The organism is Pseudomonas sp. S06B 330 (genome assembly GCF_002845275.2).
Classification (GTDB): domain Bacteria; phylum Pseudomonadota; class Gammaproteobacteria; order Pseudomonadales; family Pseudomonadaceae; genus Aquipseudomonas.
This window is the reverse complement of record NZ_CP088149.1, coordinates 1,506,750-1,532,355: the sequence shown is the minus strand read 5'-3', so window position 1 is coordinate 1,532,355 and position 25,606 is coordinate 1,506,750. Positions and strand designations below refer to the sequence as shown.

The 25,606-nt window shown below is 60.6% G+C and carries 18 protein-coding genes and 2 tRNA genes; 7 read left to right on the top strand and 13 right to left on the bottom strand.

The features are described from left to right. Nucleotides 1-127: 127 nt before the first annotated feature. Nucleotides 128-2,215, top strand: a complete 2,088-nt coding sequence (locus CX511_RS07150; RefSeq protein ID WP_177409691.1) for a carboxy terminal-processing peptidase — start codon at nucleotides 128-130, stop codon at nucleotides 2,213-2,215. A 359-nt stretch (nucleotides 2,216-2,574) separates the two neighbouring features. Here the strand turns inward: CX511_RS07150 and CX511_RS07145 are convergent, their stop codons facing one another. The 8 genes from CX511_RS07145 to CX511_RS07110 all read right to left on the bottom strand — a co-directional run bounded on the left by CX511_RS07145 (nucleotide 2,575) and on the right by CX511_RS07110 (nucleotide 13,130). Beyond that, nucleotides 2,575-2,949 carry a hypothetical protein gene (locus CX511_RS07145; protein WP_045180167.1) on the bottom strand — a complete coding sequence of 125 codons (375 nt, stop codon included), beginning with the start codon at nucleotides 2,947-2,949 and terminating at the stop codon, nucleotides 2,575-2,577. Continuing rightward, nucleotides 2,946-3,284 (bottom strand): helix-turn-helix domain-containing protein, encoded by a 339-nt coding sequence (locus tag CX511_RS07140; RefSeq protein WP_101293066.1) that lies wholly within the window; start codon nucleotides 3,282-3,284, stop codon nucleotides 2,946-2,948. Before CX511_RS07140 ends, CX511_RS07145 begins: the two co-directional genes overlap by 4 nt. 98 nt (nucleotides 3,285-3,382) lie before the next feature. Continuing rightward, nucleotides 3,383-3,823, bottom strand: a complete 441-nt coding sequence (locus tag CX511_RS07135) for a YkvA family protein (protein WP_045180171.1) — start codon at nucleotides 3,821-3,823, stop codon at nucleotides 3,383-3,385. A 284-nt stretch (nucleotides 3,824-4,107) separates the two neighbouring features. Then, nucleotides 4,108-4,827 (bottom strand): BamJ family beta-barrel-assembly machinery protein, encoded by a 720-nt coding sequence (gene bamJ, locus CX511_RS07130; protein WP_045180173.1) that lies wholly within the window; start codon nucleotides 4,825-4,827, stop codon nucleotides 4,108-4,110. 227 nt (nucleotides 4,828-5,054) lie between these two features. Beyond that, entirely contained in the window at nucleotides 5,055-5,987 is a 933-nt protein-coding gene (gene pcaQ / locus CX511_RS07125; RefSeq protein WP_045180175.1) for a pca operon transcription factor PcaQ, read from the bottom strand. 155 nt (nucleotides 5,988-6,142) lie between these two features. Then, entirely contained in the window at nucleotides 6,143-6,508 is a 366-nt protein-coding gene (nirD, locus tag CX511_RS07120; protein ID WP_101293067.1) for a nitrite reductase small subunit NirD, read from the bottom strand. Continuing rightward, nucleotides 6,508-9,066: a nitrite reductase large subunit NirB gene (gene nirB, locus CX511_RS07115; RefSeq protein ID WP_101293068.1), complete on the bottom strand. Its 2,559-nt coding sequence runs from the start codon at nucleotides 9,064-9,066 to the stop codon at nucleotides 6,508-6,510. The genes nirD and nirB overlap by 1 nt, the downstream gene beginning before the upstream one ends. Nucleotides 9,067-9,341: 275 nt before the next feature. Then, on the bottom strand, nucleotides 9,342-13,130 hold the full coding sequence (locus CX511_RS07110; protein WP_101293069.1) for a bifunctional nitrate reductase/sulfite reductase flavoprotein subunit alpha: 3,789 nt from the start codon (nucleotides 13,128-13,130) through the stop codon (nucleotides 9,342-9,344). A gap of 315 nt (nucleotides 13,131-13,445) precedes the next feature. On the opposite strand from CX511_RS07110, the gene CX511_RS07105 reads away from it, so the two are divergent. After that, nucleotides 13,446-14,144, top strand: coding sequence for a DUF1266 domain-containing protein (locus CX511_RS07105; RefSeq protein WP_045180184.1), 699 nt, complete (start codon nucleotides 13,446-13,448; stop codon nucleotides 14,142-14,144). Continuing rightward, nucleotides 14,141-16,828, top strand: a complete 2,688-nt coding sequence (locus CX511_RS07100) for a DUF805 domain-containing protein (protein WP_101293070.1) — start codon at nucleotides 14,141-14,143, stop codon at nucleotides 16,826-16,828. The genes CX511_RS07105 and CX511_RS07100 overlap by 4 nt, the downstream gene beginning before the upstream one ends. On the opposite strand, the gene CX511_RS07095 is transcribed toward CX511_RS07100, so the two are convergent. The 3 genes from CX511_RS07095 to CX511_RS07085 form a co-directional block, all read right to left on the bottom strand. Next, complete coding sequence (locus CX511_RS07095; protein ID WP_045180188.1) at nucleotides 16,825-18,516, bottom strand: molecular chaperone HscC; 1,692 nt, start codon at nucleotides 18,514-18,516, stop codon at nucleotides 16,825-16,827. The two genes, CX511_RS07100 and CX511_RS07095, sit on opposite strands and share 4 nt — an antisense overlap. Nucleotides 18,517-18,671: 155 nt before the next feature. Continuing rightward, nucleotides 18,672-18,748: transfer RNA gene (locus CX511_RS07090), tRNA-Asp, on the bottom strand. Nucleotides 18,749-18,764: 16 nt separating this feature from the next. Further along, nucleotides 18,765-18,840 (bottom strand) — tRNA-Val (locus tag CX511_RS07085). A 159-nt stretch (nucleotides 18,841-18,999) separates the two neighbouring features. Here CX511_RS07085 and rdgC point away from each other — a divergent pair. Together rdgC and sugE are read left to right on the top strand one after the other, a co-directional pair. Then, complete coding sequence (rdgC, locus tag CX511_RS07080; RefSeq protein ID WP_045180190.1) at nucleotides 19,000-19,920, top strand: recombination-associated protein RdgC; 921 nt, start codon at nucleotides 19,000-19,002, stop codon at nucleotides 19,918-19,920. Nucleotides 19,921-20,058: 138 nt separating this feature from the next. Further along, the gene (sugE, locus tag CX511_RS07075) at nucleotides 20,059-20,376 is read left to right on the top strand and encodes a quaternary ammonium compound efflux SMR transporter SugE (RefSeq protein ID WP_045180192.1); all 318 of its coding nucleotides are present in this window, start codon (nucleotides 20,059-20,061) and stop codon (nucleotides 20,374-20,376) included. Between the two features lie 15 nt (nucleotides 20,377-20,391). On the opposite strand, the gene CX511_RS07070 is transcribed toward sugE, so the two are convergent. Both CX511_RS07070 and CX511_RS07065 read right to left on the bottom strand, forming a co-directional pair. After that, the gene (locus CX511_RS07070; protein WP_045180193.1) at nucleotides 20,392-22,266 is read right to left on the bottom strand and encodes an MFS transporter; all 1,875 of its coding nucleotides are present in this window, start codon (nucleotides 22,264-22,266) and stop codon (nucleotides 20,392-20,394) included. A gap of 79 nt (nucleotides 22,267-22,345) precedes the next feature. Then, the gene (locus tag CX511_RS07065; protein WP_101291824.1) at nucleotides 22,346-23,494 is read right to left on the bottom strand and encodes a TDT family transporter; all 1,149 of its coding nucleotides are present in this window, start codon (nucleotides 23,492-23,494) and stop codon (nucleotides 22,346-22,348) included. A 182-nt stretch (nucleotides 23,495-23,676) separates the two neighbouring features. On the opposite strand from CX511_RS07065, the gene CX511_RS07060 reads away from it, so the two are divergent. Together CX511_RS07060 and CX511_RS07055 are read left to right on the top strand one after the other, a co-directional pair. Further along, nucleotides 23,677-24,852 carry an MFS transporter gene (locus CX511_RS07060; RefSeq protein ID WP_101291825.1) on the top strand — a complete coding sequence of 392 codons (1,176 nt, stop codon included), beginning with the start codon at nucleotides 23,677-23,679 and terminating at the stop codon, nucleotides 24,850-24,852. 324 nt (nucleotides 24,853-25,176) lie between these two features. After that, nucleotides 25,177-25,479, top strand: coding sequence for a DUF6124 family protein (locus CX511_RS07055; protein ID WP_052675453.1), 303 nt, complete (start codon nucleotides 25,177-25,179; stop codon nucleotides 25,477-25,479). Nucleotides 25,480-25,606: the final 127 nt, after the last annotated feature.

Genomic DNA, 25,606 nt, shown 5'->3' with positions numbered 1-25,606 from the left:
TTGAGTCATGACTGAGCCCGGGTGCTGTAGCCCCGGGCTTTTTGCATTATGCGTCCGGTTCTGATGGAACCGGCGAATCCAAAGACGGCCTAATATGCGTGATCAATTGTCCCTACGTCGAATCAGCATGAAGCATTTTTTGCCAAGCACCACCCTCGCACTGTTGATCGGCCTGGGCAGTCTGCCGTTGGCAGGCAATGCATGGGCCGCCAACAGCTGGGATAAACTCCAGCCTGACCGCGATGAAGTGGTTGCCAGCCTCAACGTGGTTGAGCTGCTCAAGCGCCACCACTACAGCAAGCCGCCGCTCAATGATGCGCGCTCAGTGATCATCTACGACAGCTACATCAAACTGCTCGATCCGGCGCGCAGCTATTTCCTGGCCAGCGATATCGCCGAGTTCGACAAGTGGAAGACCCAGTTCGACGATTTCCTCAAAAGCGGCAATCTCGACCCCGGTTTCACCATCTACAAGCGCTACCTGGACCGGGTCAAATCGCGTCTGGACTTCGCCCTGGCTGAATTGAACAAAGGTGTCGACAACTTCGATTTCACCACCAAGGAAACCCTGCTGGTCGACCGCAAGGACGCCCCGTGGGTCAAGAACCAGGCTGAACTCGACGACCTGTGGCGCAAGCGTGTCAAAGATGAAGTGCTGCGTCTGAAAATTGCCGGCAAAGAACCCAAGGCGATTCAGGAGCTGCTGACCAAGCGTTACAAGAATCAGCTGACGCGCCTGGACCAGACCCGCGCTGAAGATATCTTCCAGACCTACATCAACACCTTCGCCCAGTCCTACGACCCGCACACCAACTACCTGTCGCCAGACAGCGCGGAAAACTTCGATATCAACATGAGCCTGTCGCTCGAAGGTATCGGTGCCGTGCTGCAAAGCGACAACGATCAGGTCAAGATCGTGCGCCTGGTCCCGGCCGGCCCTGCCGCCAAGACCAAGCAAGTGGCCCCGGCCGACAAGATCATCGGTGTTGCCCAGGGCGACAAGGAAATGGTCGACGTGATCGGCTGGCGCCTGGATGAAGTGGTCAAGCTGATCCGTGGGCCGAAGGGCTCTGTGGTCCGCCTGGAAGTGATCCCGGCCAGCAATGCGCCGAACGACCAGACCACCAAGATCGTGCCGATCACCCGTGAAGCGGTGAAGCTTGAAGAGCAGGCGGCGAAAAAGTCGGTGCTCAAACTCAAGCAGGATGGCCGCGACTACAAACTCGGCATCATCGAGATCCCGGCCTTCTACCTGGACTTCAAGGCCTTCCGTGCCGGTGATCCGGAGTACAAGAGCACCACCCGTGACGTGAAGAAGCTGCTCACCGAACTGCAGAAGGAAAAAGTCGACGGCGTGGTCATCGACCTGCGCAACAACGGCGGCGGATCCCTGCAGGAAGCCACAGAGCTGACCAGCCTGTTCATCGACAAGGGCCCGACGGTGCTGGTACGCAACAGCGACGGTCGCGTCGACGTGCTCGAAGACGAAAACACCGGTGCCTTCTACAAAGGCCCGCTGGCGTTGGTGGTCAACCGCCTGTCCGCCTCGGCTTCGGAGATTTTCGCCGGCGCCATGCAGGACTATCACCGTGCGCTGATCCTCGGTGGCCAGACCTTCGGCAAAGGCACCGTGCAGACCATCCAGCCGCTTAACCATGGCGAACTGAAGCTGACCCTGGCCAAGTTCTACCGTGTCTCCGGACAGAGCACCCAGCATCAGGGCGTACTGCCGGACATCGACTACCCGTCGATCATCGACACCAAGGAAATCGGCGAGAGCGCCCTGCCTGAAGCCATGCCGTGGGACACCATCCGCCCGGCAATCAAGCCTGCGGTTGATCCGTTCAAGCCGTACCTGGCCCAACTCAAGGCCCGTCATGACAGCCGCACCGCCAAGGATCCGGAGTTCGTCTACATTCGCGACCGCCTGGCGCTGACCCAGAAGCTGATGAACGAGAAGACTGTCAGCCTCAACGAAGCCGAACGCCGTGCCCAGCATGCCGACATTGAAAGCAAGCAACTGGCACTGGAAAACACCCGGCGCAAGGCCAAGGGCGAAGAGCCGCTCAAGGAACTGAAGAAGGAAGACGAAGACGCACTGCCAGTCGAGCCGGACGATACCAAACCGGAAGACGACGCCTACCTGACAGAGTCCGGGCGAATCCTGCTCGACTACCTGGGGCTGAACTCGGCCGTGGCGAAAAACAACCCGTAAAAGGTGACGGCAAAATAATGTGACTGTGCCGCTATTGAGTCATTAAACAGTCACCATTCTGTCGAAAAAAAGGGACTGAGCGCCGTTGGCCTCAGTCCCTTTTTTTTGGTTTTTCACGGAACCTCTTCGACAGCAGGTTTAGCAGTGGGTAGCTAGTGGGAGCCGCTCTTTCCGGCGATGGTATCGACGCCGTGTCCGTTGCTGCGCGGTGTCTGCATCGATGCCTATAGGGCCGTATACAGGAGCAAGCGGTTTTGCCTACTTTATCCAAGAAAAAGTAGGCCGCCGTAAGGGCGGAAGGGGCCAGCAGCATCGCCACATTGAATGGATAAGCCCCCCGAGCCAGCCCGTGATAATCCTCAGGCCTCTTCTTTTTCCGGGTAGCTGTATTCGAACACTCGCACCACTTCCGAAGCATGCCAGGAGGCCGCAGCCATGCCATCCGACGGCCCGGAAAAACGCCCCAGGCGCTCAACGCACTCGAAAAAACCGGTACGCGGCAAACGGCTGGCACCCTGGCTGATCACCAATGAGCTGCGCAGCGGCTGCTCGGCACGGGCATCGAGCGCCGCCAGATGCTCCAGCGCTGCGGTCAGTGTCTGCATGGCCGGGCTTGGCAACTGCAGGCGCTCGAGCAATGCACGATAGGTCAGCAGATGACGTTGGCGGCGGGCCAAGTCCAATTCACCAAGCAAACCATCCCAGTGCTGGCGGCTGATCCTGACACCGCTCACGATGGCTCGCTCCAGCCTGCGACACCCAATTCCCAGGCCAGACTGCGGCGAATCGCGGCATCTGGCTGGCGCTCACCACTTTCGATCAGAGCCAGGTATACCGGACTGATGCCAACGCTGCGCGCCAACTGTTCTGGCGCCAGTCCCTTGCCTTCACGCAAACGCGCCAACTCGCTGAAATGCGGCAAGCTGACACTTTCTTGAGGGGTGACTTGTGTGCTGTCGACGGCTGCTGGCTCACGCAGGCCGGCCGCCTTCAGTAGTGCCTGGTACTGCTCCCAGGGTACAACCGCATACTCGGGTTGACCGTCCCGGCTGATGACCTGAATACCCATTACAACCCCCTTGTAGGATTACGATATGTAATCGGTAGGCATAATCCTTATGCCAATTATATTACCAGCCAACAAGGGTGTGCAGGGAGCTGATGTAATTAGCCTTTGGGCTGTTCCAGTCGCAGGGCTTCAGGGGTGGCCGGCAAACGCTCGACCACGCGCAGTTTTTCCGGCGCCTGACGGTTGCGCCAGGCGTTGAAGGCGGCCAGTTCGTCCGACACGGCCTTCATGACCCAGGCCAGTACGGCAATGTCATCGAGAAACCCCACGCCCAGCAACCAGTCGGGGATCGCGTCCAGGGGGCTGACAAAGTACAGCAGCCCCGCCACCACCGTCACCAGCGCCCTGGGGCTGATCGAACGGTATTCACCACGCCACCAGGCCAGGCACAGGGCCTGCATCAGACGCACGTCTTCACGCAACTTGCCCAGCCGCGGGCCTTTGCGGGCCACAGCAAACAGCAACGCTGGCAGACGGCCGCGACTGAGCAAGCGCTCAGCCAAGGGCAGAAAGCGGGCGAAATTCCACGGTGCTTTCATACAGCCTCCAAGGGCCAACCAGGGAAAGGTTATCCACAATAATTGTGGATAACCTTGTGAACAGAGCGCCATATGCGCTCCAAGGCGCCCGCCGGGCAAGGGCCGGGCTCAAATCGGGCGTTTTTTACACACCTGTTTCAATCGCGCAAACGTTTTGTTTATCCTGCACCTTTTCTGCACCGGGTGCAGCTTTTCAGACCGTACCTGACCCGCATCGGTTCGAACCGGTTGGCAGAAACAACAACGCCCCGTCGAGACGGGGCGTTGTTAGTATCGCGCGCGGATTACTCGGCGGCGTCGGCGTCAGGCTTGGCCTGATCCTTGATGCCCAGCAGTTCCAGTTCGAAAACCAGAACAGAGTTGGCCGGGATCATCGGGCTCGGGCTCTGGGCACCGTAAGCCAGGTCGGAGGGGATGTACAGCTTGTACTTCTCGCCAACGTGCATCAGTTGCAGGCCTTCGACCCAACCTGGGATCACACCGCTGACCGGCAGGTCAATCGGGCTGCCACGCTCAACCGAGCTGTCGAAGACCTTGCCATCGATCAGCTTGCCTTCGTAGTGAACGGTTACCACGTCAGTCGGCTTTGGCTGAGCGCCATCGGCCTTCTTGATCACTTCGTACTGCAGGCCGGAAGCGGTGGTCACGACACCCGCTTTCTTGCCGTTTTCTTCAAGGAACTTCTTGCCAGCAGCAGCCGACTCTTCGCTCATCTTGGCCAGGCGCTCTTCAGCGCGCTTTTGCAGGGCTGCAAAGGCTTCGACCAGTTCTTCGTCCTTGATTTTCTGTTCTTTCTTGCCGACAGCATCTTCGATGCCTTGAGCAACCGCTTTTGAATCAAGGTCGTCCATGCCTTCCTGAGCCAGGCTCTTGCCCATGTTCAGGCCAATACCGTAGGAGGCTTTCTGTGCCGGAGTCTTGAGCTCGACGCTGGTCTGCGAATCGCAACCCGCCAGGACCAGACCAACCAGGGCAACCGCAGCCGCCAACCGATGCTGTTTCATGCTATTTCCTTGTTCATGCGCCAATAGGGCAATCGAGTAAAGCCGCGAGCTTATCAGGCGGCCACGATCAATGGCTACCGGCATAGGAGCAAGAAAAGCCGGATAAGTTCAGCCAAGTAAACGGTTCTTCTTACAAAGCTGCAGCCAGTGGCCAGTATTGACGGGACAACGCACTTGAGCAACTTCCCCGCGCAGGTTTTGTAGCTGTTTGTAAGTTCATGAAGATTTCATGGATAACGGCCGTCGCGGTACTGACCGGCCACTTCGCGCAGCACCTCACACAACCAGCGTGCCGGCATACTCAGCGGCAAGGCGGCGTTGCTGCAGATGCCCACCGAGCCTCCCGGTTCTTTTACACCCAGGTCCAGTTCACACAACTCACCACGCCCCAGGTCGATGCGCACCGCATCACGCGGTGCGACCCAGACGGCGTCGCTGCTTTGCACATAACGTCGGCTCAAGGCCGGTGAAAGCGTTTCCAAGCGCTGTACCGGTTGCTCGATGGCGCACTGCACGAACAGGCTGTCGGCATGCTTGCGGATGGTTGTGCCGGCCAACGGCAGCACCAGCGGATAGCGTCCAAGCTGACTGCGCTCAAGGGGCTGACGGGCGAGCAAGGGATGGCCCGGACGCACCACCAACGACATTGATTCGCTGTACAGGTGCTCAAATAAAAGGCCTTGAATCTGCGGGCTATCAGTCATACGCCCGATCACCAGGTCCAGCTCCCCCACATGCAGTTGCGCCAGCAGGTACGCGCTCGGGCCTGTAGCGACGCTGACCACCAGGGCATCATGGCGTTGATGCAGACGGCAAAGCACCTCTGGCATCAACAGGCTTTCCACCGTCGACAGCACACCGATGCGCACCTGTGGTGGCGCATGCTCTTCGCCACGCACACTGCTCACGCCCTCACGCAGCGCCTGCACGCTGGGACCGGCATAGCGCATGAAACGCACCCCGGCCGGGGTCAGCTCGACCCCCTGCTTGCTGCGCTCGAACAGCCGGGTCTGCAGCAATTCTTCCAGCTCCTTGAGGGTCTTGGAGATGGCCGGCTGAGTGATTGCCATGGCGTCGGCGGCTTTGGCAAAACTGCCCTGGCGGGCGATTTCAAGAAAGCACAGCAAATGGCGGAATTTGATTCGGGTGTCGAGGTTCATCCCCGGAGTTTATCGAGCGCTTGCGTGGACTGCGACTGCTTTGCGGTTCACCGCGTGTAGCCGCTGCCGAAAGGCTGCGATCGGCTGCGAAGCAGTCGTCATCGGATGTATGAATGGCGGCCATTTCACACCCGATCACAGCCTGCCGGCAGCGGCTACATTGAGCCCAGCTCCACCTGTTCACCGCGCAGCCGCACCGGCCACACCTGCAACGCCTGCTGCGGGTCCTCCAGGCAACGACCATCTCTCAAACTGAAATGCTGCTTGTACAACGGCGCTGCTACCACCAGTTCACCCTTGAGCTGGCCAACCAGCCCGCGGCCGATCACATTGGCACCGGACTTGGGGTCCTGGTTGTCGAGGGCAAATAGCGATACCTCCTGCTCCGGCAGGTAGAACAACGCCACCTGGCGGCCCTCGAACCAGACCACTACCCCCGATTGCGCGACCAGATCGTGACGGCTGCAGACCGCTTGCCAGTCGTGGGGTTGCAGATTTACTACAGCATTGGACAGGCTCATCACAGCACCTCTTCAGTGGTCGGGATCAACTGCAGTTCAGCCGCGGCGATAGGCCGACGCTGACCACGTTCGCGGACAAAATGCACACCGGGGTCAGGACGCTGGTCATTGACGAAGGTACGGAAGCGTTTGAGTTTTTCCGGGTCTTTAAGCGCATTGGCCCATTCGCATTCGTAACGGTCGACCACCAGTTGCATCTGTGCTTCCAGTTCAGCCCCCAGGCCCAGACTATCTTCGATGATCACCTGCTTGAGGTAATCCAACCCGCCCTCCAGGCTCTCGCGCCAGACCGAGGTGCGCTGCAGCTTGTCGGCGGTGCGGATGTAGAACATCAGCACGCGGTCGATGAGGCGGATCAAACCGGCATCATCCAGGTCAGTGGCGAACAGCTCGGCATGGCGCGGACGCATGCCACCATTACCGCAGATGTACAGATTCCAGCCTTTTTCGGTGGCGATCACGCCGATGTCCTTGCTCTGCGCCTCGGCGCATTCGCGGGTGCAACCGGACACCGCGAACTTGAGCTTGTGCGGCGAGCGCAGGCCTTTGTAGCGGTCTTCCAAGGTCAGGGCCATCTGCACGCTGTCTTGAACGCCGTAGCGGCACCACGTGCTGCCCACACACGATTTAACCGTTCGGGTGGACTTGCCATAGGCGTGGCCGGTTTCAAAACCCGCCTCGATCAGCTCGCCCCAGATCGCCGGCAACTCATGCAACTGAGCGCCAAACAGGTCAATGCGCTGGCCGCCGGTGATCTTGGTATAGAGGTCGTACTTCTGCGCCACCTGACCGATCACGATCAGCTTTTGCGGGGTAATTTCACCACCGGGAATGCGCGGCACCACCGAATAGGTACCGTTCTTCTGCATGTTGGCCATGAAGGTGTCGTTGGTGTCCTGCAACGGCACCCGTGACGGGTCCATGATCGGTTGGTTCCAGCACGACGCCAGAATCGAGCCCACCGTGGGCTTGCAGATATCGCAGCCGACATCACCGCGCCCGTGCTTGGCGAGCATCTCGTCGAAGCTGAGGATGCCTTCGACGCGCACCAGGGCGTAGAGCTCCTGACGGGTGTAGGCAAAGTGCTCACACAGGCGCTTGTCGACACTGACGCCACGGGCAATCAGTTCGTGTTCGAAGACCTGCTTGAGCAAGGCTGCGCAGCCACCACAACCGGTGCAGGCCTTGGTCTGCTGCTTGAGCGCGCCAAGCTCGCCACAGCCGTTGTCGATGGCGCTGCAGATCGCCCCTTTACTGACGTTGTGACAGGAGCAGATGGTCGCGCTGTCCGGCAAGGCATCTGCCCCCAAGGTGGGTGCGCCAGACACTTGCGGCAGAATCAATGCGGCAGGGTCGGCAGGCAGGCTGATGCCGTTCTGAGCATACTGCAGCAACGTGTCGTAGTAGCTGTTGTCACCGACCAGCACCGCCCCCAGCACGCGTTTGCCGCTGGCATCGACGACCAGGCGACGGTAGGCCGAATTGGCTTCGTCGATGAACCGGTAGCTACGCGAACCCGGCGTCACGCCATGGGCATCGCCGATAGAACCGACATCGACACCCAGCAGCTTGAGCTTGGTCGACATGTCTGCACCGGTAAAACTGGCGGCGTCCTCACCCACCAGCTCACCGGCAACATTGCGCGCCATGCTGTAGCCCGGCGCTACCAGGCCAAATACACTGCCGTTCCACGACGCGCATTCGCCGATGGCGAAGATCTGTGCATCGCTGGTGCGACACGCGCTGTCGATGACCACCCCACCGCGCGCGGCAATGTCCAGACCGCTGCGGCGACCCAGGGCATCCTGCGGACGAATCCCGGCGGAAAACACGATCAGATCGGTTTCCAGAAACTCGCCACCGTCAAAATTCATCCGGTAGCGATAATCTTCGCCCGCCCCTACTGACTGGGTTGCCCGTGACAGGTGCACGCCGACCCCGAGCGCTTCTATCTGCGCGCGTAAGGCTGTGCCCCCTTCGGCATCCAGTTGCACGGGCATCAGGCGCGGCGCGAACTCCACCACATGGGCCTCCAGGCCCAGGGATTTGAGGGCATTGGCGGCCTCAAGCCCGAGCAAGCCACCACCGACCACCACACCACGCCGGGCATTGGCCGCTGCCGCACGAATGGCATCAAGATCATCGAGGGTGCGATACACCAGCCGTGAAGCACCTTCACAACCTTCGATCGGCGGCACAAAAGGATAGGAGCCGGTGGCCAGAATCAGGTAGTCGTAGGCATAGCGTCCCACCGAGGTCACCACCTCACGACGCTGGCGATCAATGTCCAGCACCGCTTCGCCCAGGTGCAGGTTAACGCCCTGCTCGGCGTACAAGCCCGCCGCCGCCAACGCCAGAGTCTCGGCATCGCTGCCACTGAAGTATTCGGACAGGTGTACCCGGTCGTAGGCGCGCTGGCGCTCTTCACCGAACACCCGCAGCTCGAAGCGACTCAGGGCATCGCGTTCGATCAGTTGCTCAACGCAGTGATGGCCAACCATGCCGTTGCCGACAATGATCAGTTTTTCCCGCGGGGCGATGGTCATTGCTGCATTCATACCCGATCCTCACTCAAGGCCATTCACGGTGGCGCTGCTGCCGGGGCGAGCCCGGAAAAACAAAAAAGGCGCCTGGAGCCGAAGCTCCAGGCGCCTTTGCCTGGTCGTTTTATGCAGTTCCGCGTGCGAATCGCCATTGACCCGCGGGAACGTTGTAAAAGTACAAAAGCAGGGAGCGTGCCAACTGCCAGAAACCTTTGAAACCGGGGTTTTCCAAGTAGTTTGAGCCGTTGTCATCGACCCAGACTGGTGCACACCTCCCCCTAATGGGGCATTCAATACACGTCGCGCAGGTAGCGCTTGCTGCGGTTCAGGTCGCCGACATAGGCCTCGGCCCGCTCGACACTCATGGCACCGTGCTCGCGCACCACGTGCTTGAGCGCGGCGTCGACGTCCTGGGCCATGCGCCCGGCGTCGCCACAGACATAGAAGTAAGCGCCCTCCTGCAGCCAGCGCCACAGGTCAGCGCCCTGCTCGAGCATGCGCTGTTGTACATAGATTTTCTCCGTCTGGTCACGGGAGAAGGCGGTGTCCAAGCGGCTCAGGTGGCCGTCGCGCTGCCAGGTCAACAGTTCGTCGCGGTAATAAAAATCACTGGCGGCCTTTTGCTCGCCGAACAACAGCCAGTTGCGCCCACTGGCAGCCATCGCCTGACGTTCCTGAAGAAAAGCCCGAAACGGCGCAACCCCCGTGCCTGGGCCGACCATGATCACCGACGCCGAGTTGTCTGCAGGCAGACGAAAATGGCTGGTCGGCTGAGGGAAGATCGCCACCCGCCACCCCTCTGCCCGGTCGGCCAGGTAGCTGGAGCACACGCCCTTGCGCTGGCCATAACGGACGGTGGACAGGGTCAGGTGAACCTGTTCGGGATGTGCTTTTTGGCTTGAGCTGATCGAATAGAGTCGCGGCTGCAACGGTTTGAGCACGCTCAACCAGGTGTCCAGATCAAGTACCGGTGCAAACGCCTGCACCAGATCGACCAGTTGCTTGCCCCATAGCCAGTCCTTCAGTGCCGCCTTGTTTTGCGCCAGCAGCCGTTGCTGCAAGTCACCGTCAGCGCTGTGGCGGGCAATCACTTCAAGTATCTGCGGGGTGATACGGGCAATTTCCAGATGCTCACTTAACGCCTGCACCAACGGCATGTCGGGCTGCCCCTTGAGGCTGACGCAACGGCGGCCATCAAGACCGCTCGCCAGCAGCAACTCCTCGACCAGCGCCGGGCAGTTGCGTGGCCAGACGCCCAAGGCATCACCGGCCTGATAGGTGAAACCGCTGTCGCCCAGATCGAACACCATCTGGCGGGTTTCCTTGCTGGTGCCAGGGCTGTTGAGCAAACGGTTCTCCACCAGACAGGCCGCCAACGGCCGATGCTTGCTAAAGCTGCTTGAGACTGGCACGGATGACTGCGCGATGGGTTCAACGCCTTGATGCCCGAGCTTGCCGAGCAAGGCTTGCAGCCACTGGCCAGCCGGCTCGACGAAATCACCTTCGCAGTCCACGCGCTCCAACAACCGTTGGCCGCCCAGCTCCGCCAAACGCTGATCAAGCTTGCGACCAAAACCGCAGAACTGCTCATAACTGGAATCCCCCAGCGCCAGCACGGCATAGGGCAACCCTGCGCAACGGCTCGAATGCTCACCGTGCAGCCCTCGCCAGAACGCCGCGCCGCTATCCGGTGCATCGCCATCACCAAAGGTACTGGCAATCAATAGCAAGCTGGCGGGGCTGTCCAATTGCTCCAGCGCGACATCCTCCATGCAACTCAACTGCACCGCCAAACCCGCTTGGCGCAAGCGCTCGGCACATTGCTCGGCCAACGCCTGACCGTTGCCGGTTTGCGAGGCCCAAAGCAACAGGTGCTGATCCTGCACAGACAAGGTCTGTGATTCGAATTCAACAGCGGCAATACGCTCAACGGCCACGCGTTGCAACGCCACGGCGCAGTACTTGAACGCGGGCTGCAGCGACACCGGGTCAACGGCATCGCTGGTGACAGCGTTGATTGCCAGGAAGTCGCCGTAAACATCGTTCCAGTGAAACGGGGCAAAACAATTGCCCGGCAAAACCCGTGTGGTGATCCGTGCAGGCAATACGGCCTGGCCACGGCGTGAGCGCACCTGTACCTGGTCCGCTTCAGCAATGCCCAGGCGCTGGGCGTCTTCGGGATGAAGTTCGACGAAAGGGCCGGGATCGAGTTTGTTCAGCGCCGCGACCTTGCCGGTCTTGGTCAGGGTGTGCCATTGATGCTGGACACGCCCCGTGTTGAGCACCAGGGCAAATTCCTCGTCCGGCAACTCGGCGGTGGGCAGGCAGGGTCGGGCAAAGAAACGGGCCCTGCCGCTGCGGGTTGGAAAAGCAATGGCCGGTACCCGGCCGGCGCCATCGCGATACAGCGTCTGGCTGATCCCGTCATTGCGATAACGCAGCGGGCTGCGGTTGTCCTCCCGACCCGGCTCACACGGCCACTGCTGAGGCGTCTGGCGCAGGCTGGCGTAGCTGACGCCGCGTACATCGTAGCCAGTTTCCGGATTCCAGGCCCTGCGGAGCTCTTCGAACACCGCCTCGGCACTGTCGTAGCTGAACGCCTCGGCATAGCCCATGGCACAGGCGACACGGGCAATGATCTGCCAGTCGGGCAAGCTCTCCCCGGGCGGCTCGACGGCCTTGTTCATCAGTGTCATGTTGCGCTCGGAGTTGATCATCACCCCTTCCCCTTCGGCCCACAGCGCCGCAGGCAGAAGGATATCGGCATAGCGATTGGTTTCGGTGTCGAGAAAGGCATCCTGGGCGATCACCAGTTCCGCTGCCTGCAGGCCGTCGATCACCTGTTGGCGATTGGCGACACTGGCCACCGGGTTGCTGCAGAGGATCCAGCAGGCCTTGATTTGCCCGGCAGCGAGCTGCTCGAACAAGGCCACCGTGCCATCGCTGGCTTCACTGCGCAAACTGCCGGCCGGCACCTGCCAGAGCTGCTCGGCGAACGCCCGGTCACTGGCGATCAAGGCCGACCGCTGACCAGGCAGCCCAGGGCCCATATAGCCCATTTCGCGTCCGCCCATGGCATTGGGTTGCCCGGTGAGCGAAAACGGCCCGCTGCCAGGCCGGCAAATGGCCCCCGTGGCCAGGTGCAGATTGCACAGGGCGTTGGTCTGCCAGGTGCCGTGAATGCTCTGGTTCAGGCCCATGGTCCAGCAGCTCATCCATTCTGGGGCCAGGCCGATCCATTCAGCGGCCTGGCGAATGTCGGCTTCGGCCAGTCCGGTGATGGCCGCGACGCGTGCGGGGGTGTAGTCCTCAAGGAAGGCCGGCATACCCTCCCAGCCTTCGGTGTAGCGGGCAATAAAATCATCGTCACAGTGGCCATTGTGTTTGAGCAGGTACAGCAAGCCATTGAGCAGCGCCAGGTCGGTGCCCGGCTTGATCTGCAGGAACAGGTCAGCCTTGTCGGCGGTGGCACTGCGCCGTGGATCGACGACGATCAGGCGGGCACCGGCCTTGAGCCGGTCAAGCAGGCGCAGAAAGAGGATCGGGTGACAGTCAGCCATGTTCGCGCCAATCACGAAAAACACCTCGGCGCGGTCAAAATCCTGATAGCTGCCCGGCGGCCCGTCAGCCCCCAGCGACTGTTTATAGCCGCTGCTGGCGCTGGCCATGCACAGGCGTGAGTTGGATTCGATGTGCCGGCTGCGGACAAAGCCTTTGGCCAGCTTGTTGATCAGGTATTGCGCCTCCAGCGACATCTGCCCGGAAACGTAGAACGCCAGGGCGTCCGGCCCGTGCTCGTCCAGGATGGCGCGCAGACGCTGGGCAGCCCCCTCAATGGCCAACTCCATGCTTGTTTGCACCGGATCACGCTGACGCTGGTCACGCAGGTAGGCCCGCTCCATGCGCCCTGAATCGCGCAATGGCTGATGTGCGGTCAGGCCCTTGGTACAGAGCCGACCGAAATTGCTCGGGTGCTGTTTATCACCACTGACCTTGGTTACCCGGTTGCCTTCAACCGTCATGACGATGCCGCATCCCACCCCACAATACGGGCAAACGCTGCGCACAGTGCTGCTCATCTGCCGACCTCCTGCTTGCGCAAACAAAAAGGCGCCTTGCTGCCCCGGCTTGTGAAAACAAGCAGGAGCAACACGGCGCCTTTGTCGTGAACGGGGCAATCTGCGTTGATTGCCGGATGTTCAGGCTTTAGCAAGGGTCGCGCCAGAATGCTCGAAGTCATGTGGGCCGGGCATTTTCCAACAAAAACCGGTCGGCGCACTGCACCGCTATGGCTCAGTTGCACCATTGCATGGCACACCCTGGCAACAGGCTTTATCATGCGCGCCATCACGGCCGGCACTTGTCTATTTTCCTACCGGCCCCGGAGTGTTTTCATGGAAGAAATCGAGCAGCACTGGCTGTACGCGCTTTCCGCGCCCATGGCCGCCCTCAATGGCGCCAGCTACACCGCCGCCACCTACTACGCGCTGGAAGATGAAGACGAATCAGACCTGCAGAAATGGTGGGGGCTGAGCAATCGTCGGCAGTTGCTGGACATGTTGCAAATGGCCGATGACGGTCATGCCCGCGAAGTCAGCAATGCCTATTGGCAAGCGGCCCGTTGCCTGCCCAGCGAGTGGCAAGACGCCGTGGCGCAACTCGGCCCGCGCCAACGTATCCAGTACCAATTCGCCTACCGGACCCTGCCTGACTGCGGCCAGGGCGGCGTGCGCGCCTGGGACCTGGGACGCATGGGCTTCTTGCTGCGCAGCGGCCTGCGCAAAGGCTGGATCAGTGCCGAAGAAAGCCTCTGGCTGCAGGGCCGTCTGGCCCTGCGTGCGCGTCATTACTACAACGGCTGGAACAGCTACCTGGCCGGCTACATCTACGGCAAGGCGCTGTGGAACTGCTCCGATAGCAGTGATGATGACCTGGCCCAGGACTTGGCCCGTCAGGGCGACGAGCACTGGAATCGCTGCATCCTCATCAACCTCAACAACGGCGCCAGCAACCTGCTCGCCAGCCTGCCCTGGGACCTGCCACTGGACCTGCCGGAACGCCCTGACACCCTGGAAGAGGACTGCTGGTCATGAGTTGCTGGATACACCTGGGCATTGAGCCGACCACAGATCCTGACGTCATTCGTGGTGCCTACCGCGCACGCTTGCCGCAGCACCACCCGGAAACCGACCCACAAGGTTTTCAAGCCCTGCGCCAAGCCTACGAAACCGCCTTGAAACTGGCCCGTATGGAGCAGGATCAAGCCCCAGCAGATGAAGAACAGGCGCCAGTCGACAACGGTCCTGTCGAACTCACCCTGAGCGCTTTTAGCGCCCTGCTCGAAGACGCCAGCAAGCGCTTCGACCCGGCTGCGTGGCAGGCCTTTATCGAGCAGCTCGATCAGTTGTCACTGGCCGACCTGGAACAAGTCAACTGGCACTTGCTGTACCAACTGATGCAGGCCGGTCCGCTATCCCACAATTGCGCGCAATTGTTGGCCAAGCGCCTGGGGTGGAGCCATCAGTTGCTGCACCTGGAACAGCCGCGTCAGGCAGAAGAGTTCCTTGAGCGTATCGCTGAAGCGGACCCCTTCGACACCGCCCTGATGAAGGATTGGCCGCCGGTTGCGCAGATCGAAACCTTATGGTTTGCCCGCACACTCGAGTACCTCTTTCACAATCGGCCGCTGTTTGAATACAAGAGTTTTGCCAGCACCCACACCTGCTTTGCCTTCCCCGCGGATGAGGCCTTTGTCCAGCGTTTGCTGGTACAGTTCAGCCAGGCCGGTATCGGCAGCAAGACCTTGTGCGCGAGGGTTACCGAGCAACAGCGCCAGGCACCGGACGACGTCGATCTGTTGTACCTGCTCGCCTGCCAGCGCAGCCACACTGGCCAGGAAGAATTGGCGCGCCAAAGCTGGACGCAGCTATGGCGCGAGTACCAACATCCGCAGGCGGCGCGCTGGCTGCTGGAGTTGTGCCTGACCCACCAGCCCCAGCGCTTGCCCCTGCTGATCCAGGCCTTTGACCGCCTTGACCCGGTGTTGACCTGGCCCAATCATCTGGGCGAGCACGCGCAGGTTTGGGGCAGCCCGTCACAGCGCCCGGAAACCCTGACGCGTTGGTTCGAAGCGGCCCGCAACGCGCTACCAGGCGTCGCAGGCACCTTCGTCAAATGGCGCATGAGCAGTGGCGATGAGTTGCCGCTGCTGGCCTGGCTGCTTGATGAACAGGAGGACGCTCAACTGCAGCGCCTGTATCGCCATGCCTGGGCTCTGCATCGCGGCGACAGTGGTCTGCTGCGCCAGATACTCGCCGACACGGTCAGCGACGACCCACTCGATGCGCTGATCCTCGAAGGCTTCCAGTACCAGGCTGAGCAACAGCTACGCTGGTTGAACGAATCACCGATTGCCCTGGCCCTGACCGCCTTCATCAACAGCCCGTCGGCGCACGCACAGCTGCCTGAAGCGTTGACTGACGACAACGTGTTGCCCGTGTGCCGCGACTGGATGCGGCGCATGCGCAGCTACCCGGCTGCCGGGGTGATCCGCCTGACTGAGGCGATCGAGCCGAGCTCCTTGTACCCGGTCCCTTATGCGCTTGACCTGTTGGCGCAACTGGCCACGCTCGGCATCGAGCTGCCCCGCCCGCCAAGCGACGACGAACTGTGGAACTGGCATCGACAGAACCTGTTCATGCTGGCCCTGATCAATCAGCCGGAACGCTGGCTGGCGCTGGTTTCGCCGCAATTGCTGGCGGGCCTGAGCTATCCGGCCGGACATCCCTTTGCCCCGCTGCACCAATGGCTGATGCGTCTGCAAGCTGAGCAAGGCCACCTTGAGGGGCTACTGGGTTGGCTGGAACCTGACGACCCGGTTCAGCAGTTGATGGGCAGAGGCCTGCTCACTGTGCAGCAGGCCCTCGACAGCGCCAAGCTACCGAGCAATCAACAGCTTTATGCCTGCCTGGAGAATAATCCAAGCGCCTTCGATGACGACCTGCTGGGCTTGATGTTGCTCTGTGGCGTGCTCTATCACGATCCAAGCCTGAGCGCCGAACAGCACCGCGACCTATTGCAGCGCATTGCCAACCTGACCTGCTCGCAAGACTGGTTCGAGCCGTTTCGCACGGGCCTGATCAAGGGTGAGCCTGTGCACCCGCCGCGCAAGCTGCTGGAAGAGGATCATTTGATCCATGCCCCGCTGTTCTATACCGCGCTGGATGCACTGAAGAACCTGGTACGTTTTGGCAACTACGGTGTACCACGGGCCAAAGTGCTCAAAGAGTTGCAGCGTGGCAAAGACTTTCCCGGCATGGACACCGGCATTCGCGCAGCCCTGACCGCATTGCTGTCATGGTCCGAACGCCTGCTGCTGGCCAACACTAGCAACCAGCCGGTGCCCGCATTACACATCTGGAAACTGGGTAGCCGCCTGGGTCGCAAGGGCTACGGGCTGCAAGTGCTCGGCAGCATCCTGCTCGGGCCGATACTGACGATAATGGCCGCTGGTACACCGCTGCAGTACCTGTTCGGCCTGCTGTTCGTCGGCCTGTTGGGCAGTGCCAGCCTGCGTCGTTTACACGATATCGGCCGGGGTATCCCGACACTGATCCTGTTCGCGGCGCTGCTGCCTTTTCTGCACTTTTTGCCGGTGGTGCTGTTGTTCCTTCCAGGTGAACCGCTGCCCAATCGCTACGGCGTAGCGCCGGTCAACGCAACGCAGTTCAACCTGCAGGCGGGCCTGCAAGCTGCCCTGCGGCGCTTGAACGGTTAAAAACGCAGTTGCTCCAGCGCCTCGCTGAGGCGCTTGCGCTGAGTGCTGATCTGATCGGCTTGCTGACCGGCCAAGGCATTGGAAAAATCATCCAGCCAGCGGCCGATCTGCTCGCGCTCATCGCCCAGGCTCTGCATCCAGGCCCGTTCCAGGCGGGCCAGCAAGGTGCGGTTGGGCAGCGCATCACGCGGATGGATTTTCAAACCCGAAAGCCGTGCATGACTGGCCTGGCGTGCCTGCTGATCCAGCCCGGTGGGGCTGCGGTCGATGCTGTGGCTGTGCTGCTCACCGGTGTCGAGCAAGGTCACGTCGACTTCCAGCAGGCCGTTGATGTCATAACTGAAGCGCACATCCAGGCTCTGCAGCTTGCCGTTGGGGGTCAGCGGCACGTCGAAGGCGTCAACAAAGATATTGTCTTTTACCCACGGCCGTTCACCTTGGTACACCTCGATACGGATCGATTTTTGCTCAACATGGGTACTGCTGAAACGCTCGACGCGCGACGTCGGGATCACCGTATTGCGCTCAATGATGGGTGAAAACACGCCCGTCACCGTCTCGCTGCGGCTGGTATTAATCCCCAGGGTGTAAGGGCAGACATCGGTGAGGATCAGCTCTTCGATCGCCGCGTCGCGGGCCTTGCAAGCCGCCTGGGTGGCGGCGCCGAGTGCAACGATGGTGTCTGGGTCCAGGTGCCGATACGGCAGGCGGCCAAACAGCGTGGCAACCATCTGCTGCACCGCCGGCATACGCGTGGCGCCGCCTACCAGCACCAGGCTGTCGAGGTCCTTGGGGCTGACCCGGGCATCCCGCAGCGCCTGCTCAATCGGCGTGCGAATGCGCGCCAACAGCATGGCCCAGATTTTCAGCGCCCGCGCCTCATCCAGCGACCATTCGCGGTTTTCACCGGCACCGTTCCAGCTCAGCTGCTGCTCGCCCTCGCCCAGCTTGCACTTGAGCTGCTCAATGGCATCGGCAAGGCTGGCCAGGGCTTGTGGCTCCAGTGCCGAGGGCTTCAGTTGCCAATCCTTTAGGCAGGCCTGCAGCAACGCCGCGGTGAAGTCTTCACCGCCGAGGAAGTTGTCACCGGTCGATGCATGCACCTCGATCAGTGGCAGCGCGTACTCCAGCACCGTGACGTCAAAGGTACCGCCGCCCAGGTCGAAGATCAGTGTGCGTTCGAACTTCTTCTCGTGCAGGCCGTACGCCATGGCCGCAGCGGTTGGCTCATTGATCAGGCGTTGCACCTTCAAACCGGCAAGCTCGGCGGCAAAGCTGGTGCGCTTGCGCTGCTCGTCGCTGAAATACGCCGGCACGGAAATCACCGCTTCGTTCACCGTACAGCCCAGGAACGCTTCGGCATCGGCTTTCAAGGCACCGAGCACCAAGGCCGAGAGTTCTTCGGGGCTGAACGACTGATCGCCTAGCTCAAGCTTTTTATCACTGCCCATGAAACGCTTGAAGGCCGCGACGGTACGATCAGGGTGGGTGGTCAGACGCGCTCGGGCGGCCGAGCCTACGAGGATACTGCCGTCGTCGTCGAGACTGACGACCGAGGGGGTGAGGACGTCGCCAAGGGCGTTGGGGATCAATTGCGCCTGACCATCCCGCCAGACGGCCACCAGGCTGTTGGTGGTTCCCAGGTCAATACCCAGCAAAGGCGCTGGGGAAGTGCTTGCATCCTGCATGATCGTTCTCTTGCTCAGTAGGGGCTGGCACGGAGAAAACTGCGACGTACCAGCGTGCTGGTGGATTCTGGACGAAATCCAGAAACAAAAAAAGCGACCCTAAGGTCGCTTTCTTTGTTGCTTCCGGGTGTTCAGTGGGCCCTGGAAGCTAAATATGGCGCAGCGGACGGGACTCGAACCCGCGACCCCCGGCGTGACAGGCCGGTATTCTAACCGACTGAACTACCGCTGCGCGATACACTGAGAAGTGGTGGGTGATGACGGGATCGAACCGCCGACCCTCTGCTTGTAAGGCAGATGCTCTCCCAGCTGAGCTAATCACCCTTCGTCTCGGTGTGGCGCGCATTCTACGGAGCACCGAACACTCTGGCAAGCACTTTTTTAAAAAAATTTTTCAGGCGTTCCAACGACTTAGCGGGCTTGGCCTAAAGTGCCTGCTCGGAGAATAATGCCCTCCTTATGTGTTAAGGAGAGATTCACCCCATGTGGTTCAAAAACCTGCTGACCTATCGCCTGACCCAGGATGTCCCGTTCGATCCCGAAGCACTGGAAACCGCTCTGGCCAGCAAGCCGGCGCGCCCTTGCGCCAGCCAGGAGTTGACCACTTACGGTTTCGTCGCCCCTTTCGGCAAAGGCGAAGATGCACCCCTGGTCCATGTCAGCGGTGACTTCCTGCTGATCGCCGCACGTAAAGAAGAGCGCATCCTGCCTGGCAGCGTGGTGCGTGATGCGGTTAAAGAGAAGATCGACGAGATCGAAGCCGAGCAGATGCGCAAGGTCTATAAGAAGGAGCGCGATCAGATCAAGGACGAAATCATCCAGGCCTTCCTGCCGCGTGCCTTTATACGCCGCTCGATGATCTTCGCCGCCATCGCCCCCAAGCAAGGCCTGATCCTGGTCAACTCGGCCAGCGCCAAGCGTGCCGAAGACCTGCTCTCGACCCTGCGTGAAGTCATGGGCTCGCTGCCCGTGCGCCCGGTGACCGTGAAAATCGCCCCGAGCGCGACCATGACCGACTGGGTCAAGACCCAGCAAGCTGCACCTGACTTCTATGTACTGGACGAATGCGAGCTGCGTGACACCCACGAAGACGGCGGCATTGTTCGTTGCAAACGTCAGGACCTGACCAGCGACGAGATTCAGCTGCACCTGGGTACCGGCAAGGTCGTGACTCAGCTGTCCCTGGCCTGGCAAGACAAACTGTCGTTCGTACTCGACGACAAAATGGTCATCAAGCGCCTGCGCTTTGAAGAACTGCTGCAAGACCAGGCCGAAGAAGACGGTGGCGACGAAGCGCTGGGGCAGCTGGATGCCAGCTTTACCCTGATGATGCTGACCTTCGGCGAATTCCTCCCGGCACTGTTCGAAGCGCTGGGAGGCGAAGATATTCCACAAGGCATCTGACCTGTAGCGGCAGCGGCCACAAGCTAGCCTTGTGGTCGCTGATCAACTTGGGCACTATATTGCCCACTGTGAGGACGGCCTCACGACGCACCGCGTGACCGCTTCGGGGACGGCCCCATCAACTGATGGAGACTCTGCATGTCCTGGATCATCCTGTTTTTCGCCGGCCTGTTCGAAGTAGGCTGGGCTGTCGGTCTCAAGTACACCGATGGTTTCACCCGCCCTCTCCCCACCGTGCTCACCATCGGCGCCATGGTCATCAGCCTCGGCTTGCTGGGCCTGGCCATGAAAGAACTGCCGCTGGGTACCGCCTATGCCATCTGGACCGGCGTTGGCGCCGTCGGCACGGTGATTGCCGGTATCATCCTGTTTGGTGAATCCATGGCCCTGGTCCGCCTGGTCAGCGTGGCGCTGATCGTCTGCGGCCTGGTTGGCCTCAAGGTCAGCGCCAGCTGACCTTGCCCGCCTCCCTTAGCGCTGCTCGCCACGCAACTGGCTGACACGCTCACGCAATAGTGCCGGTTCCGCGACCTCCACCGAGATAGCAGCGCCGGCCACCAGGGTCACCCGCGACCACAGGCGACGAAAGAAGCCCTTGGCCGGGTCGCGACTGAAGAAGCTCCCCCACAACCCCTGCAACGCCAAGGGAATCACCGGCACCGGGGTTTGCTCGATGATCCGGCTCAACCCACCTTTGAACTCATCAATCTCACCGTCAGTGGTCAGCTTGCCTTCGGGGAAGATGCACACCAGTTCACCGTCCGCCAGGTAAGCCGCAATCTGCTTGAACGCCCGCTCGTAGGTTTCTGGATCTTCGTTGCGTCCGGCAATCGGGATCGCGCCCGCGGTGCGGAAAACGAAGTTGAGCAACGGCAACTGGTAGATTTTGTAGTACATGACAAAGCGAATCGGCCGTCGCACCGCGCCACCGATCAGCAGCGCATCCACGAACGACACGTGATTGCATACCAGCAGCGCTGCGCCCTCCTCCGGGATCTGCTGCAGGTCACGGTGCTCGACCCGGTACATCGAGTGGCTGAGCAACCAGATCATGAAGCGCATGGTGAACTCAGGAACGATGCGGAAGATGTAGGCATTGACACCGATGTTCAGCAGCGAGACCACCAGGAACAATTGCGCAATGGTCAGCTCGACCAGACTCAGCAGAACGATGGTGACAATTGCCGAGACCACCATAAACAGCGCGTTGAGAATATTGTTGGCGGCAATCACCCGCGAACGTTCCTGCACCGCCGTGCGCGACTGGATCAGCGCATACAGTGGCACAATGTAAAAGCCACCAAACACGCCAAGGCCGACAATCGCCAGCAAGGTCCACCAAGCCTGGGCCATGCCCAGCAGCGTCAGCCAGTCATACGGTGTGGCTGCCACGGGTACATCGCCCGAATGCCACCACCAGAGCAAACCAAACAGGGTCAGGCCGAACGAGCCGAACGGCACCAGGCCGATTTCCACCTTATGGCCGCTGAGGCGCTCACACAGCAAGGAACCCAGGGCAATCCCGACCGAAAACAAGGTCAGCACCAAGGTCACCACGGTTTCATCGCCGTGCAGCCAGTCCTTGGCATAGGCAGGAATCTGCGTGAGGTAAATCGCCCCGACAAACCAGAACCAGGAGTTACCGACAATCGAGCGCGACACCGCTGGGGTCTGACCGAGGCCCAGGCGCAAGGTCGCCCAGGACTGGGTGAAGATATTCCAGTTCAGCTTCATCTGCGGCGAGGCCGCACTGGCCCGGGGAATCCACTGGCTGGACAGATAGCCCAGGGCTGCCACGGCGACCACGGCACAGGCAACCACCGGCGCGTAGTGCGAGCTGGACATCATCACCCCAGCGCCAATGGTGCCGGCCAGAATAGCCAGGAAGGTGCCCATTTCCACCAGACCGTTACCACCGACCAGTTCCTGTTCATGCAACGCTTGCGGCAGGATCGAATACTTGACCGGCCCGAACAGCGCCGAATGCGTGCCCATGGCGAACAGCGCCAGCAGCATCAGGATCAGATTATTGGTCAGAAAGCCCATGGCACCGACAGCCATGATGCCGATCTCGGCCAGCTTGATCAGGCGGATCAAGGCGTCCTTGGGGTATTTTTCGCCGAACTGGCCCGCCAGGGCCGAGAACAGGAAAAACGGCAAGATGAACAGCAAGGCGCAGAGGTTGATCCAGATGGAGCGGTCACCATCGATGGCCAGCTTGTAGAGAATGGCGAGGATCAACGACTGCTTGAACAGGTTGTCATTGAACGCACCCAGCGACTGGGTAATGAAGAACGGCAAAAACCGTCTTTTGCCAAGAAGGCTGAATTGCGAGGTTTGACTCATCATCCGTGTACCTGAGTGGGGCTTTGTAATTGGAGGCGCGCAGGCCGAACAAAGCCACAATCACTCAGGTAAATGCAATCTACTTGTTGCACAAACCGGCAATACAGGGCGAGACGAACAGCTCACCACGCCAGGCGCCGCGCAGGGTCAGGCTGGCGACCATCATCCACAAGCCAACCAGCGCCACCACCAGCACCAGGCCCATGTGCTGGAAGAAGGCCAAGCCCAACCAGGCACCGAGCTTGAGGGTGGCCAGGCTGTAAACCCCCAACGGGAAGGTGAAGCCCCACCAGCCAAGATTGAAAGGCATGCCATGGCGCATGTAGCGCAAGGTAATCAGCACAGCAGTGAGCAACCACCACAAGCCTGCGCCCCACAGTACGATGCCGGCGACCAGGCCTAGGCCGCGGGCGATTTCACCGAGGTCACCAAAGCCGTTGGCAGCGAATATCGCCGGTGCTTCAGCACCCAGCAGAAGCATGCCCAAGGCGCCAGTACCAATCGGGCCAAGTGCCAGCCAGCTGGAAGCGGCCATGTTGGCGTGCGGCAGTTTGTGCAGCGCCATACGCAGCATAAGGATAGTCAGAATGCTGAAGGCCACTGGCAGCGATACCGCCCATAATACATAGCTGGTGATCAGCATCAGGAACTGGCTGTGGGCATCCAGCAGGTGCGGCGCCAACTGGCCACCACTGGCAGCGGCAACCTCAGCGGCCACCACCGGCAACAGCCAGACTGCGGTCATCTGGTCGATGCTGTGCTCTTGGCGTGTGAACATCAGGTAAGGAATGGCCACGCCGCACAGTAGCGCCAGGCCAACATCAAACCACCAAAGCGCCTCGATCCACGGCACGATGCCTTCGCCCCACCGATTGATCCCAAACAACAGGAAGCCGTTGAGGATGGTGGCCAGCCCCATGGGGATAGTGCCGAAGAACATCGACACAGTGGAGTGGGCGAAAATCTGCCGCGCTTCGTTGAAGAACATCAACCAACGGGCGGCATAGAGAACGCTGAACAACACGAACAAGGCAATCGTCAGCCACCACAGGGCTTCTGCCGGCCCGTGCAAGGCGTCCATGCCAATCTGCATGAGGGCCAGGGCCAAAACCCCGGTACCCATGGTCGCGGCGAACCAGTTGGGGGTGAACTGACGGATGACTTCACGCGGGTGAGCCAAGTGGCTCAGTGGGCGCAAGGGCGAAGTGGTCTGTTGCAAGCATGGCATGGTCGGAGTCTCCTGTAGGCCGGTGACGTGGGACCATCTTATGCCCGCAAAGAATATCCATATAACGGGTATTTTCTCTATCTGTTATCGGTTTTATAGATATACAACTTCTGTTCGCCATTGCCTGCCCGCGCGTATGCTTGCTCCGCGACGGCTCCCGCGATGACAACAAGGACGTGACAATGCTCAACGCCGTAAAACGCTACAGCCTGCAGGTACGTCTGCTGCTGGCTACCACTTTTGTCTTGACCCTGGCCCGGGCGATCACCCTGCCCTACCTGGTGGTCTACCTGGCGCAAAACTTCGACCTGGACATAAGTGCTATCGGTTTGATCATCGGTGGTGCGCTGATTGTTGCCTCGCTGCTCAGCCTATATGGCGGCTACCTGATCGATACCCTGCGCAGCTATACCGTGATCATCGCCTCGACCCTGGTGTTTGCCGTGGCCTTTGTCGGCGCAGTGGTCAGCCGCGAACTCAGCTTGTTCTTTACCAGCCTGGTGCTGATCAACCTGGCCCTGGCAGTGGTCGATATTGCCGCCAAGGCCGGGTTCTGTGCGCTGCTGGGGCTGGAGGAACGTGCCGAGGTCTTCTCGATCAAGTACACCTTGAGCAACGTCGCCTATGCCGTCGGGCCGTTTCTTGGTGTAGCGCTGATCATGCTCGACGATCACCTGCCATTTCTGGTGTCTGCGCTGCTCGGCCTGGCCATGTGCTTGAGCTACCGACGCTGGGGCGAGCGCTCGGCACCAGCACGCCTGGACGGCAGCCCGCAGGCTGGCTTTTTCAGCGTGGGCGGGCAATTGCTCAAGGATCGCCGACTGATCTGCTTCACCCTCGGCGGCGCGCTCAGTGCTGTGGTGTTCGGCCAGTTCACCGCTTACCTGTCGCAGTATCTGGTGGTGACCCTTGATGCCAGCCAGGCGGCGCACTACATCAGCTACCTGGTCGCCACCAACGCAATCACCGTGATCGCCCTGCAGTATGTGATCGGCCGGCGCATCAGCAGCCGTCAGCTTATGCCGTGGCTGATGGCCGGCATGGCACTGTTCCTGGCCGGCTTGCTCGGCTTCTCTCTGGCGCAGACGCTACTGGTCTGGTGCCTGGCGATGCTGGTGTTCACCTTGGGCGAAATCATCGTGATCCCGGCCGAGTACATGTTCATCGACCGCATCGCCCCGGAGCATTTGCGCGGGGTGTATTACGGCGCACAGAACCTGTCCAACCTCGGCGCCGCCCTGGGCCCGGTGATCTGCGGTTTTGCCCTGGCGCATCTGATGCCGGTGGCCACTTTCTACCTTTTGATTGGCTCGGTGCTGCTGGCGGCGCTGTTTTATTACCTGGGGGCTCGGCACTAAGCAGCCCCCACAACGCGCGTCGAAAAATCGCAAGATCGTAGGTGTTTTCTGTAGGACCCTTCTGAATCATACTTCCGCCGCCGTTGCTCTGTTGTGCCAGGTCCTTCGGGGCCCTAGGCTGCTGTCGTCGTTGGAAAATCCAACGATCGGATTTAGCAGTCCGGCTCACTACTCGATGTCGACGGCACAACGCTATATGGTGGTTGTACGTGGGGCGCCTTCGGGTGCGCCGGGTTTCTCGAGTTACCGGTCTGCTAACCCGCGTACAGCTGCCACCCTTCGTTTAGCAGCGAGGCGTGGAGGCTTCATAACTTGAGGCCATCCATGAAAAAAATCGTCCCCGATCCGCCCATTCTCGACCTTTCCCGCGCCACCACCGCCAACACCCCGTTCGGCACCAACCTCATGTTCAACGTTCGTGAAGGCATACCTGCCGAAGAAGCGCTGCTTCATGCCTGCCAACTGCTGCGTTGTGCCGAAGCTACGGTGAGCGATGCGCTAGATCATCTCACGCACAACGATCGCTCCCTCGTCTCGGGTGCCGGCCAGCATATCGAAGCGGCGCATGCGCTGATCGATGCAGTGCTTGATGGCGTTGGCGTGCAACGGATCTTCACTCCCCATTAACCAAACGCAGCTTGATAGCAACGCGGGACAAGCCCGCTTCTGCCGGAGAGTAGGAAGTTGGTGGGGCCCGCCTCGCGCCTCGCACCATAGATCTTCATAGAGACTGCACGAGAGCTTACATCGCAAT

Bases quoted from the DNA above. Each gene is read 5' to 3' on its own strand.
- CX511_RS07135 (WP_045180171.1), bottom strand. From the start codon at position 3,823: ATGAAAGCACCGTGGAATTTCGCCCGCTTTCTGCCCTTGGCTGAGCGC.
- rdgC (WP_045180190.1), top strand. From the start codon at position 19,000: ATGTGGTTCAAAAACCTGCTGACCTATCGCCTGACCCAGGATGTCCCG.
- CX511_RS07105 (WP_045180184.1), top strand. From the start codon at position 13,446: ATGGAAGAAATCGAGCAGCACTGGCTGTACGCGCTTTCCGCGCCCATG.
- CX511_RS07150 (WP_177409691.1), top strand. From the start codon at position 128: ATGAAGCATTTTTTGCCAAGCACCACCCTCGCACTGTTGATCGGCCTG.
- CX511_RS07060 (WP_101291825.1), top strand. From the start codon at position 23,677: ATGCTCAACGCCGTAAAACGCTACAGCCTGCAGGTACGTCTGCTGCTG.
- CX511_RS07110 (WP_101293069.1), bottom strand. From the start codon at position 13,130: ATGAGCAGCACTGTGCGCAGCGTTTGCCCGTATTGTGGGGTGGGATGC.
- CX511_RS07095 (WP_045180188.1), bottom strand. From the start codon at position 18,516: ATGCAGGATGCAAGCACTTCCCCAGCGCCTTTGCTGGGTATTGACCTG.
- nirD (WP_101293067.1), bottom strand. From the start codon at position 6,508: ATGAGCCTGTCCAATGCTGTAGTAAATCTGCAACCCCACGACTGGCAA.
- CX511_RS07070 (WP_045180193.1), bottom strand. From the start codon at position 22,266: ATGAGTCAAACCTCGCAATTCAGCCTTCTTGGCAAAAGACGGTTTTTG.
- pcaQ (WP_045180175.1), bottom strand. From the start codon at position 5,987: ATGAACCTCGACACCCGAATCAAATTCCGCCATTTGCTGTGCTTTCTT.
- CX511_RS07065 (WP_101291824.1), bottom strand. From the start codon at position 23,494: ATGCCATGCTTGCAACAGACCACTTCGCCCTTGCGCCCACTGAGCCAC.
- CX511_RS07100 (WP_101293070.1), top strand. From the start codon at position 14,141: ATGAGTTGCTGGATACACCTGGGCATTGAGCCGACCACAGATCCTGAC.
- nirB (WP_101293068.1), bottom strand. From the start codon at position 9,066: ATGAATGCAGCAATGACCATCGCCCCGCGGGAAAAACTGATCATTGTC.
- CX511_RS07055 (WP_052675453.1), top strand. From the start codon at position 25,177: ATGAAAAAAATCGTCCCCGATCCGCCCATTCTCGACCTTTCCCGCGCC.
- bamJ (WP_045180173.1), bottom strand. From the start codon at position 4,827: ATGAAACAGCATCGGTTGGCGGCTGCGGTTGCCCTGGTTGGTCTGGTC.
- CX511_RS07140 (WP_101293066.1), bottom strand. From the start codon at position 3,284: ATGGGTATTCAGGTCATCAGCCGGGACGGTCAACCCGAGTATGCGGTT.
- sugE (WP_045180192.1), top strand. From the start codon at position 20,059: ATGTCCTGGATCATCCTGTTTTTCGCCGGCCTGTTCGAAGTAGGCTGG.